The organism is Paraburkholderia sediminicola, from assembly GCF_046026855.1.
Lineage (GTDB): Bacteria > Pseudomonadota > Gammaproteobacteria > Burkholderiales > Burkholderiaceae > Paraburkholderia > Paraburkholderia sediminicola_A.
The window spans coordinates 31,162-43,153 of the sequence record NZ_JAQQET010000047.1 but is presented as its reverse complement, the minus strand read 5'-3'; the positions used below and the strand labels follow the sequence as shown (position 1 = coordinate 43,153).

The window sequence follows — 11,992 nt, the reverse complement described above, 5'->3', positions numbered from 1 at the left end:
TCAACCGGTCAATGCAACACCCAACGTTTCTGCCAGTTTTTCAGCAAGGTTCATAAGTTGCAAGGTCTGTCGGGGCCGACCGTTCAGACGCGCGGCAACCTTGTTCAACTGCGCTTGCGAATAGCCGTCTACCGGTTCGCCTTTGGGGAAGTACTGACGCAGCAGGCCATTCGTGTTCTCGTTACTGCCCCGTTGCCATGGGCTTCGCGGATCGCAGAAATACACCTGCACGTCCATGGCAATCGTGAAGTTCCGGTGGCTCGCCATCTCTGTACCGCGGTCCCATGTCAGCGATCCACGCAGTTGTTTCGGCAGTTTGTTCACCTGTTTTATCAGCGCCGACACCATACTTGCCGTGTCCTTGCCTGCCACCTTGACCAGCATCACATAACGCGAGTGCCGCTCCACCAGTGTGGCAATGTAGGTGTTGTTCGAACCCGCCAGCAGATCGCCTTCCCAATGCCCGGGTACCGCACGGTCCTCCACCTCGGCCGGCCTTTCGCTGGTCGACACTGCTCCGATTATGTTGCCCCTGTTCTGGCCGCTTGCCGTGGCGCTTTTCGCCTGACGCATCGTACGGTTCGTACGAAGGTGCGCGACGAGTTCCTTTTTAAGGACCCCGCGCGCCCGGATGAACAGACTCCGGTAGATCGTCTCGTGAGATATCTGCATGTCCTTGTTGACCCGGAACTCGCGCCCGAGCCATCCCGCTATCTGTACAGGAGCCCATTGTAATTTGAGATTGGCCGGCCACCAGCCGGCGCAGCCGAGCATTGCCCGACAACGCACACGCCTTGGGCCGTCGTGCACGCTCCCAGGCGTGCGCATCGGCCTCGTGTGCCCGATACCTGTGACTACCGCCATCGCGCGCGATCTCCCGGCTGATGGTCGATTTCGAGCGCCCCAGTTGCAGTGCAATCTCGCCCATCGTTCTGCCTTCGACCAGCGCGCGCGATATCTCCTCGCGTTCAGCGAGCGTCAGTGACCGGGTAGATCGCTTACGAACGACCGGCGAGATTCCCCCAGTCTTGTGTACAACCCGATAGACCCCGCTCGGCTGCCGCTCGAGCATGCGCGCAATTGCGCTCAACGACTCGCCCTCGCGCCACATCCTCCAGATATCGTTCTTCTGCTCAGCACTCAGCCAATGCTTTCTCTGGCGTTCCATATTGCTCCACTCTCAGATTCCGTATTGGAACAGAGGTGTTGCAACGACCGGTTGAATCCGCCGTCTCCTTCTTTGTCCGGTTGAAATGCTGCTTCTATCGGAGCGACTCCATCAGTCTCAATCGTTCTGCTTACCTGAAACTGACTACCTGTTGATACGATCTCACGCACACAATCCAGTGGATGCCGTGCACGGCGCTCTCACGTTAAAGTCCTCGCGACACATTAGCCGACATAACGCAATTGTCAGAACGCAGACGGATACTGGGTGAGCTCAGTCAAGTAATGCCGGTTGGCGAAGCGCGCAGTGAGCTGTTTTCGATAGAGTGAGGCGCGTAGAAAATGTCGCCGGCATGCCCCCTACCACGCCGGCCCAGCTGAAATTGCCGCAGCCGTGGCCTCATCGAATTCACGTGTTGCGTATATGGGTATAGTGCCCAAGCAGCGAAGTCGTGCATCACTCTGCTCGATGCAGCCGCGGCGTATATTTCCTTGGGATCGCATGTTGCAATACGGCCAATGATATCGATTAAGCTCAAAAATAATATTGTTATCCGAACTACCCTCCCTCTACTATCACATCGATACAAAACGAACGTTGAGAATCAGGCTTGTATCTAGAGAGACCTGTTGAACGGCGGCGCACCCTCAAAAACCACGAACCGGAGACAGGTTATGTAGATACCTCTCGCTCATTCTCTCGCCTTGTGGATCCAATTCGTGAGAACGAACCATGTGAGATCAAGTCTCATCGAATACTTCGATCTCTACATGACTTCCCGAAGTCTTCGAAAAAGTGCAGAGCCCAAGATGGATGTGGTGCGGCAAGAGCGCAAACTAAAATCCAGGCGACAAAGGAAACGAAATTGCAGGCGGCCTTGCAACCGACAGCGAGACCGAGCACGGCGTCGTCACACCAAATCTATGGGCCTCCCTCATTTTCTTGACCCTGATTTTGGTCACTTAGATACGTTAGGCTTTCCAAAGGCGAATACAGAAATGCGGCTGGATCGCTCGCGGTTCATTTCACCGAAGGAATGCGCGCGTTCCACGCCGAAATCGCCTCGTCTCGGCCAGATAGATGGGGCGGACAAACAGCAGTTCCGAAGCCCGCGTCCCAAACAGCGTGCCATACCGCAGTGACGATCCCCTACCGCCGCTTCACAGCCACGGTTGTTGTGAACCCCTCATAGTTGTCTCGCGCCACTTGCTCGCATTTCTCACGGTATGCGCCAACGCCGCCGACGTACGGCATAAACACACGTGGCTTGCCTGGAACATTGGCACCCAAGTACCACGACTTCGCGTGGGAAAATAGAGTCTGCTCCGCTAGGTCATTGACATGCGAAACCCATCTGTCTTCAAAATCTGAGTTGGCATCTATAAAATCCATTTCATTCTTGCGGAGATAGGTAAGGCAGTCAGCGATCCATTCGACGTGCTGCTCAATTGAGACAAACATATTACTTAGCACTGACGGACTTCCCGGTCCAGTCACCATAAAAAGATTGGGAAAACCAGCCGTTGCAAGGCCAAGGTAGGTTCGAGGACCGCCCACCCACTTTTCCCTGAGAGAATTTCCTCCACGTCCGCGGATATCGATTGCCTGAAGCGCGCCAGTTATCGCATCGAAACCCGTTGCAAATACCAAGCAATCGAGCTTGTAGCTGGCTGCACTTGTCTCAATGCCGTCTGGGGTAATCTGCTCCACCGGCTCGCTCTTCAGGTCAATCAGCGTGACGTTTTTCCGGTTATAAGTCTCGAAATACTCGATATCAACGCAAATTCGCTTCGTGCCAACTGGATGATCCTTTGGCGCAAGAGCGTCTGCAGTTACCGGATCGCTCACGGCTTGACAGATTTTTGCTCGCACGAACTTCGCGAGTGTTTCGTTTGCCTTAAGATCGCGTCCAAGGTCCGGGAACACCTGCACCAAACCAGGACCGCCTCGGTTCCAGTTTGCTTCGAATATTTCTTCGCGCTCCCAATCCAAAATATCAAGCGCGGACTTATTCTCCTGAGTCCAGAGCGTTCCGGAACCAGACGTGCGCATGCGCTGACGATGCTCACGATAGCGGCTCTTGAACTCAGTGACCTCGTTTTCATCCAGTGGACGGTTCTTGGCAGGGACGCTGTAGTTCGCCGTTCTTTGGAACACGTAAAGATGCTTCGCCTGCCTGGCGATTTGCGGAATCGCCTGAATGCCCGTGGACCCCGTGCCGATGACGCCGACGCGCATCCCGGTGAAATCAACGCCATCCCGCGGCCATCGAGCGGTGTGATACTGTGCGCCTTCGAACAAGGACAGCCCGCGTATATTCGGTTCACGAGGTAATGAAAGACAACCCGTCGCCATGATGCAATAGCGACTCAAGATCTGCTCGCCCGTGTCTGTTGTGACCGTCCAGAGATTACACTCATCGTCAAACGATGCAGAACGCACACGGACGTTGAAATGAATGTTACGTTTCAAATCAAAACGATGTGCTACATGATTCGCATATCGAAGAATTTCAGATTGCGTTGCGTAACGTTCATTCCATTTCCAATCTTGTTCTAATTCTGGAGAAAAAGAGTATGAATATTGCATGCTCTCCACGTCGCAACGCGCGCCGGGATACCGATTCCAATACCAGGTTCCACCGACGTCAGAGCCGGCCTCGACAACGGCCACGGTGAATCCGCGCCGCCGCAGTTCGTATAGGGCATACATACCGGAAAAACCTGCTCCTACAACCAGGACATCGAATGGACCCCTCCCCGCGGCCGCTTCGTTGCCTCCATATCCTTCGTCGTTCATAGCCTTGTGTCTCCTGATTTTTTAAAAACTAAACGCGTGAACGCCCGTTGTTCCACGACCTTAAATTCTTTCAAGCATCAACTGAAAACCGACCCCACCGCGATCAACTGACTGATGGTTCAATTCCTCTGCTACAAAGCGTCTATGATCAGAAAGGGTATTGAACTGGTTTATCAATCGCACTAATCCACTGTGTTTGCGTAAACTCCTCAACATTGGCTGGCCCGCCAAAACGCCCGCCGTTCCCCGAGGCACCCATTCCGCCAAACGGAACATGGAATTCGTTGTTTACGGTTTGATCATTGATGTGAATCATTCCGCTACGCAGACGATCGGCAATGGCCAACGCTGCTGGGATCGAACGGGAGTGCACGGCAGCAGCAAGCCCGTATTCGCTCGCGTGGACGATCTCAATCGCTTCATCAACGGAATCGAATACTGTTATCGGGGCAACCGGACCAAATATTTCTTGCTGAAATGCTGACATCTGAGGTGTCACGTTCATCAGCACCGTGGGTTCGAAAAAGTTGCCGCGGCGCGAACCACCCACCACAAGATCTGCGCCGGCGTCGATCGACTCGATAACAATTCGATGAACGCGTTCTGCCTGCCGTGTATCTATAAGCGGGCCGATATGAACATCAGTCGTACCAGGGTTGCCAACCACCAGACGGCGGGCACGCTCAGCGAGCTTGGTAGCGTACTCGTGCGCAACGCTTCGATGTACGATATGCCGTCCGGTCTGCATACAGATCTGTCCTTGATGCAAAAATGCGCCCCAGGCAGCGCAAGATACGGCGCCGTCAACGTCTGAGTCGGCCAGCACAATCATCGGGTTATTGCCACCGAGTTCGAGCGAGCATTTTTTTAACAAGCGACCGCAGATCTCCCCGATCTGGCGACCTACATTAGTCGATCCCGTGAACGAGATCATATTTATGGCTGGGTGCCTCACAACCGCGTCGCCCACTGATGCATCACCGGGGAGTACTTGAAAAACCCCTTCCGGCAGGCCCGCATCTGCGAATAAGCTGGCCAACAAGGCGCCCCCGGTAACAGTACTTTGAGGAGCGGGCTTTAGTAGTACCGCATTGCCCAATGCCAATGCCGGAGCGATCGAACGAATCGCCAGTAGCAAAGGAAAGTTCCACGGAGCGATGACACCCACAACACCGATCGGAATCCGCCGCCACGTATTTGTCCGTCCCGGCATGACCGATGGAAACAGCATTCCTGTAGCCTGCATTGGTAACGCGGCCGCCGCCAAGATCTGTTCGTACGCCGCATCGATCTCCCATTGAGCTTTTGCGCTGATTGATCCACATTCCCTGATATTCCAGAAATTGAACAACTCAGTGCGCGCTTTAAGCAAACTAGCGGCCTCATAAAGCACTGCAGCGCGTTTGTCGAACGACATTGCACTCCAGATACGCTGAGCAGAAGCGGCGCGTTCCGCCGCATCATTAACGTCTCCGACCGTCGCTATCCCCGTTACACCGATTTCAGCGCCAGTAGCCGGTTCAATGACGGCGGCGCTGCCACCACTCCCTTCTGTCCAATTGCCGATAAAAATTTTCCCGGACCAGACTTCTTGGTTCGCTATACAAGACATTGTCGTCTCCATAACTCCGCACTATGCGCAACCTGTAATTCGCGATTTTTTATTCTATCAATGTGATGATGTAATATCGATGCTGTCCAACCATACAAAATCACGAGCACTCCAGAATAAAAACCATGTCTTTGAATAACAATCATATTTCTCAAACACGCTTCACCCTCGAAGCCTTACTCAAAAATTAGTTCTAAACTTACCGTATTTGGCGGGGCTCGATTGCTTCTCAAGTTGGGTTAACATAAGCATTCGAAATTCGCTGAAAAGGCTTATATGTAAGCGGTAATCTTCACTTCAATGGCCGCTCCCGGGATCGCGAGGCCGTTGACTCCAAGCGAAGTCCACGCCGGGCCGGGTCGCTGAACATACCGATCTCTAACAGACATGAACGCCTCCATCTGGGCGAAGATCGCTACTTCGCCGGTGTGATATGTATCGAAGGACGCAATATTCGAAAAGTCACCACCAGCTTCTTCGAGAATATCCTTCGCTTGTTCAAAAATCAGTTCTATCTGCTCTTCGAGGGAGTCAGCAACAGATCCATCTCGGCGAAATCCAACCAGACCAGACATCAGCAGAATATTTCCATTTAGTGTTGCGGGCGATATATTATATTCATCATATAAGGCACTTCTATTTTTATGATGTATATGGACAATTCCGGACATAAGTACTCCCTCGTTTAACTTGCAAGCATTACTTCGAATTTCGCTAGATGACGATAGCTCATCGCCACGGCAAACATGCAGCGCATGCACCATTTAGATGTGCGCCACATTGCTCTTTGGGCGATATTCGAACGTCAGCCCGAACCCAGTTTTCTGATTGAATCTTCCGAAAGCTAGGCGGATGCAGACGACCGGAAATTCCTCTCCAAGGGAAACCCCAATTCCCTCTGGCGGTCAATCATAATCTTGCACTCTGCAGTAGCGTTGAGCACGCGCTGTGCGTTTTCAACCGTTGCACGCCCCGCTTTATCAGGAGTTCCAACGTCGAACGGAGGCTCAGGGTCATATTCCATCATGAGCTGTACCGTCCTGGCAGCTTCCTCTCCACGCAAAATTGCAAGCAGGCCAAGACCAAAGTCCAATCCCGCAGTTACTCCGCCACCCGACACTCGATTTCGGTCATGCACAACGCGCTTCTTCACAGGTATCGCACCGAGAGACGACAGCACTTCGTGCCAGCCCCAATGTGTCGTTGCTTCGTAGCCTTTGAGAAGCCCTGCAGCGCCTTGTATTAGAGACCCCGTGCAGACGGATGTCACGTATCCTGCTCGCTCGCCTCTATCACGCACAAAGTGCAAAAGTTCCAAGTCCACCATTGCGTCGAGGACTCCGACACCGCCGGGAACAAACAGGACGTCCAGGTCCTTTGGACATTCGTCGAATGTGCATGTCGGCAAAATCTTAACACCCTGATCGCTGGAAACAGGATCCATCGTTTTCGCCACCAAATGAACGTCAGCGTGAAATCCCAAAGCCGTCGCGGGCCCGATTAAATCCAGAAGGGTCACCCTGTGGAACAGTACCATTGCTACCGATAGTTTTTTCTGACCATCTTCATTGCTTAGTATATCTAACATAATGACCTCCTCAAGTTGGTTTCGAATATGATGTGTTGCTACTCAATGTGAAGATTTGGTGTGATGCTGGACACGATTGTAGTCTCTCACTACAATGGCACAAAGGACGAAAACTCGTCATTTTAGGACGCTCAATGATCCGCATAAGTTGCCTCCTTTTCGAAGGTTTCGTCCTTCTCGACATGGCCGGACCAATCACGGCATTCGAGACCGCAAGCCAATGCGGCGTCCCAGGCTATTCGATTGAGGTTCTGGGTTCGACCACTGGCAACGTGACTAGCAGCAGCGGAGCTACCGTTGGTGCGACGGATTTCCGTCGGACCCAAGGCTGCGATATCCTCCTGATTCCCGGAGGCTTGGGCGTCCAGAATCCGAAGAACTACGCGCATCTTCTCCCCTTCATTCGAAGCGTCGCGGAGAGCGGGTGCAAACTGGCGAGCGTCTGTTCCGGAGCCTTTCTTTTGGCAGAAGCCGGACTTCTTGATGGCAAGACCGCCGCAACGCATTGGCGGGAGGCCGCGGAACTTGCCAGGCGATTTCCCTCTATCAACGTGGATGCCGAAAGTCTCTTTGTGCGAGATGGAAACATCTGGACTTCTGCGGGAATATCCTCTGGGATAGATCTTGCGCTTGCCATGATTCAGGATGATTATGGCTTCGAGACCGCGCGACGCGTCGCTCAGATTTTGGTCGTTTCCGTTAATCGCCCCGGTGGTCAGTCACAGCATTCGGCGTTGTTGGAATTGGTAGGGGGTGACAACAGGTTCAACGAGATATTGATCTGGGCTCGTTCACATCTCAATGAACCTCTCGATGTCGAGCATCTAGCAGAGCGTGCCGCATTGAGCGTAAGACAGTTTACGCGGGCCTTCACCGCAACCGTCGGTATCGCGCCGGCAAAAGCTATTGAGCGGCTTCGACTCGAAAACGCCCAGACCTCAATTGAGGCTGGGGCGCGGTCTCTTGAGCAAGTGGCTCGTGATAGCGGTTTCGGCAATATCGATCGGATGCGTCGCGCTTTCGTTCGAAGCTTCGGAGTAACGCCACAGGCGATGCGTCGCCACGTATCGCCTGATGATTCAGCTGAGGCTACCGCTGAACACATTCAGTGAAACAATAGACAACCTGAGCATCCTTGCGGCTAAGTCAAAATCCGACCGTCATTGATCGCGCCAACGCGCCGAAACGCGCTCTGCAATCGCCATCCGCTCGTCTGTCATCTGTTGTGTCCGTCGCCGAACTTCGGTGACAAGGGCAGCCGGCGCGGATCGCGGAGAGCCACCCGCGAATGGCGGAAGCGGATCGTACTCCATCCCGAGTTGGATTGCGTGCGCGACCTCTTCGCCATGCAACAGCCCAGCAATCACAAGGCCGAAATCCAACCCCGCCGTGACGCCGCCCGCAGTGATTCTGTTGCGATCAATCACCACTCGCTCATACACGGGCGTAACGTCGAAAGCGGGAAGTACGTCCATCGCCGTCCAGTGCGTCGCCGCTTTGTAGCCTCTCAGCAAACCTGCGGCCCCGAGCAATAGCGCCCCCGTGCACACAGAAGTCACCCAGCTTACCTGTGCACCGGCCTGCGCCAGGAATGCAAGAACAGGCGGATTCTCCATCAACGGGTTGATACCCGGTCCTCCACCGACGAAGATCATGTCAAGCCTCGGGCATCGGTCTATCGTAGTCGTCGGTAGCAGCCGCGCACCGGTATCGCAGGTCACAACTCCATCCTCAACGCCAATCACATGCACCTCCGTCCCCGGCATTCGGGCGAAGACCTCAAACGGAGCAGCGAAATCGAGATTGGTCATGCCTTGAAAAACGAACATTCCGACACTAAAACTCACAACGGGACTATCCATTCCTGGTCTCCGTGAAAGGGGACGTCTTGAAAATAGAGCGCATTGACATCTCAGATCGAATTGCGCGTGCGATCGCGCATGCCGATGAGGCCCAACGACGAAGCGACAAGAATAGCGCTTAAATACCAAGCCGGTGCCATGCGGTTTCCGGTAACGGCGACGAGCCAAGTATTGACGAATTGTGCGAAACCGCCGAACACGGAAACACCGATCCCATACACCACCGACATGCTGGTAACGCGGTTCGTGCGTGGAAACATTTCCGCTACCATCGTAATGATAGGTGTCATCTGTAATGCCAACAACATGCCCAGTAATACAAGCACAGCAAACAGACGCAAACTTCCGGGCGCCGCGTTAAGCCACTGTAGGCACGGGAAAATAGCCGTAATCGTGAATATCCGCGCCGCCACGACTAGCGGCTTTCGCCCATAGATGTCCGAGAGAATGCCCACGACCGGCGCGGTAATGAATCCAGTGAATCCGCATACGACGGCGGCCGTCAGCGCCACACTGGAAGGCATGCCGAGCTGCTTGATTGCATAGGTTGGGATGAAGAAAGTCACGGTGTATGACGTGGTGATTCCTCCACCGACAAGCAGGATACCGCGGATCGCTCTCCACCATTTTCCGTTGCCCTGCAGGCGGCCCGGCGCTCGATCGCCATCTGTCATTCTCACATTTGAAGCGGCCGGGCGTAACGTTTCCTCGGTCGATCGGCGAATATACCAACCCACAGGGGCAATCAGTGCACCGAGAAGGAACGGTACGCGCCATCCCCAGCGCTCGAAGCTGTTCGACGACATGACCGTCGTCAATGCGACTGTCACCAACGCTCCGAGCATTACGCCGAGACACGCGCTGGCGAACTGCCAACTTGAGTAGTAACCACGCCGCGACGAGGGGGCACTCTCAAGCATCAGCGTCGTAGACGCACCCACTTCACCACCCGATGAAAAACCTTGCAACAGTCGCGCAATAACAATCAGGATCGGCGACACTATGCCGGCCTGTTGATAGGTCGGCGCGATACCGAGAAGAAGGGATCCGACCGCCATCAACGCAATAGTTAACATCAGACCCGCCTTCCGTCCTGAGCGGTCCGAGTAGATACCGATAACCAGCCCGCCGATTGGCCGCATTAAAAAGCCAACGCCGAACGTAGCCGTAACCAGCAGCAATTGTCCCGTTGCCGAAGCGGATGGGAAAAACAGCCGGCTAATCAATACGCCCACAAAGCTGTAGACCGTGAAGTCGAAGAATTCTAGTGCGTTACCAATAGTTGTCGCGAATATGACGCGGCGGGTCCTGTGGTATGGGAAAACACCATCGATGGTGCTCATTGCTGGCTCTCGTTAGATGCACGCCTCTCAGTGCGCCGTCATTGTTGCGCGACGGCCCGAGCAGATAGGAGGAGTGGAACAATGTGTGGGTAGCAGGTCCAGCAGGGACATACTCGCCCATTCGTAGATTGCCGTGCCTGCAGCCTGGTGTGACTAGCTGCTGCGAATTACGGCCACGCATTCGAGCTCAACGAGCATCGCCGGATCTGGCAAGGCTGCCACGATCACCGTTGTTCGTGCCGGATAGGGAGCTGGACCGAATGCGAGGCCGTAAAGACGGTTCATCTCGGGAATGTCCTCTGCCCGGGTAAGATAAATTCCCACCTTGACGACATGCTCTAGGCAGCTCCCGGTTCTTGCGAGGATTGCAGTGAGACTTTGCAGGGCGGTCTCAAACTGAACGGTGAACGACGGATCGAGCTCCATATCATCGTCGTAACCGGGCGTACCGGAGACGAAAACCCAGTCATCGACGCGGCACGCGGACGACAACGGGGGAATTTTTGCGTGCGAAATTGTCGGCGGGAAGTGGTAAACCATCGGTACCTCTTTGATCGAATGAGTCAATCATAGAGGTGCCGAAAGGGCATGCGTTACTCGCGAATCTGAATACTGCCGAAATGCACATGAAGTTGCCGAAATCCGCTCATAGGGAGCAGCGATGACCAACGAATCGCAATGTCTCGACAGGCGATTCCCCGAACCGCTTACGATAATGTAAGGCGAAATTGCCAAGATGCGCGAAACCCCATTTCTTCGAGATCACTGAGACCGTATGGGTCCCAACCAGCAAGTCGTCTCGGGCACGGTCGAGGCGAACGCCACGAACAAACTCAGCTGGGGTCATGTTGCGGAATGTCCGGAATCCGTTGAAAAGCGCACGTACGCTCACGTTAGCGTGAGCTGCCAGCAACTTCGTCGACAGCGTTTCGCCAGCATGTTCGAGCACGTACGCTTCTGCCCGCTTGACATGCCGTGGAGCTGGGAGCGCACACGGCCGCCTGATTTCGTCCCAGAAATTGTGGCGCTGACCAAAGACGAGTGCCGACACAACGGTGTTCTCGATCGACGCAAGTAACTTCGGTGAAAATTCGGCGGACGATTCACTGATCAAACCGCCCAGCATGCCAGCAAATGGCGCCCAGCTATGCCACGCACTTGAGTCCAAGGCCATGTTGTCCGCAAAGCGCAACTCATGCCCCAGAGGCATGCCGAGCACCTCCTCCAGATACTCGCGAATACTCTCGACGCGAACGCGCAAAATCAGTGCGTCGAAGTCCGCGTCACACGTAAAACGCTCGACCCGGCGTACATCAATAACGCCGTAGTGCGCTGCATCAATAGATACCTCCCCACTCGCATATACCGCACTTGCACGGCCCCTGACTGGCATCTGGACTAGCAGAACCTCGTCCCGATCCCAAGGCGCAATGCTCACGTTTGCGCCATACGACAGCCGGTTGACGGTTAGATTCTTGCTGATTTTGAGTTGGCTAAACCGCAAATCCATCTGCGCACGACCCACAGTCGAAATCTTATGGCGGGACCATTCCCGGCAGAGGATTTCGGTGGATTCGATCAGCGAACTGGCACGGAATTCGGACACGCTCATGGGAGATA

General features: G+C 54.3%; 9 protein-coding genes and 1 pseudogene. 1 reads left to right on the top strand and 9 read right to left on the bottom strand.

Annotated features, from left to right (window positions below):
* The 5 genes and pseudogenes from PQR40_RS35510 to PQR40_RS35490 form a co-directional block, all read right to left on the bottom strand.
* Window positions 1-1,168, bottom strand: a pseudogene (locus tag PQR40_RS35510) (IS30 family transposase).
* A 1,149-nt stretch (window positions 1,169-2,317) separates the two neighbouring features.
* On the bottom strand, window positions 2,318-3,967 hold the full coding sequence (locus tag PQR40_RS35505) for a flavin-containing monooxygenase (protein WP_408510949.1): 1,650 nt from the start codon (window positions 3,965-3,967) through the stop codon (window positions 2,318-2,320).
* 148 nt (window positions 3,968-4,115) lie between these two features.
* Window positions 4,116-5,579, bottom strand: a complete 1,464-nt coding sequence (locus PQR40_RS35500) for a benzaldehyde dehydrogenase (protein WP_408510948.1) — start codon at window positions 5,577-5,579, stop codon at window positions 4,116-4,118.
* 272 nt (window positions 5,580-5,851) lie between these two features.
* Entirely contained in the window at window positions 5,852-6,250 is a 399-nt protein-coding gene (locus PQR40_RS35495; RefSeq protein ID WP_408510947.1) for a Rid family hydrolase, read from the bottom strand.
* 173 nt (window positions 6,251-6,423) lie between these two features.
* Window positions 6,424-7,167 (bottom strand): DJ-1/PfpI family protein, encoded by a 744-nt coding sequence (locus PQR40_RS35490; protein ID WP_408510946.1) that lies wholly within the window; start codon window positions 7,165-7,167, stop codon window positions 6,424-6,426.
* A gap of 134 nt (window positions 7,168-7,301) precedes the next feature.
* Between PQR40_RS35490 and PQR40_RS35485 the strand changes: the two genes are divergently transcribed.
* Window positions 7,302-8,279, top strand: a complete 978-nt coding sequence (locus tag PQR40_RS35485) for a GlxA family transcriptional regulator (protein WP_408510945.1) — start codon at window positions 7,302-7,304, stop codon at window positions 8,277-8,279.
* Between the two features lie 48 nt (window positions 8,280-8,327).
* Here PQR40_RS35485 and PQR40_RS35480 read toward each other — a convergent pair whose 3' ends face one another.
* The 4 genes from PQR40_RS35480 to PQR40_RS35465 all read right to left on the bottom strand — a co-directional run bounded on the left by PQR40_RS35480 (window position 8,328) and on the right by PQR40_RS35465 (window position 11,984).
* A complete protein-coding gene (locus PQR40_RS35480) occupies window positions 8,328-9,029 on the bottom strand; it encodes a DJ-1/PfpI family protein (protein WP_408510944.1) in 702 nt (233 codons plus the stop codon).
* A 50-nt stretch (window positions 9,030-9,079) separates the two neighbouring features.
* Window positions 9,080-10,372 (bottom strand): MFS transporter, encoded by a 1,293-nt coding sequence (locus tag PQR40_RS35475; protein ID WP_408510943.1) that lies wholly within the window; start codon window positions 10,370-10,372, stop codon window positions 9,080-9,082.
* A gap of 153 nt (window positions 10,373-10,525) precedes the next feature.
* Window positions 10,526-10,939 carry a RidA family protein gene (locus PQR40_RS35470; RefSeq protein ID WP_408510942.1) on the bottom strand — a complete coding sequence of 138 codons (414 nt, stop codon included), beginning with the start codon at window positions 10,937-10,939 and terminating at the stop codon, window positions 10,526-10,528.
* A 79-nt stretch (window positions 10,940-11,018) separates the two neighbouring features.
* Window positions 11,019-11,984: an AraC family transcriptional regulator gene (locus PQR40_RS35465; RefSeq protein ID WP_408510941.1), complete on the bottom strand. Its 966-nt coding sequence runs from the start codon at window positions 11,982-11,984 to the stop codon at window positions 11,019-11,021.
* Window positions 11,985-11,992: the final 8 nt, after the last annotated feature.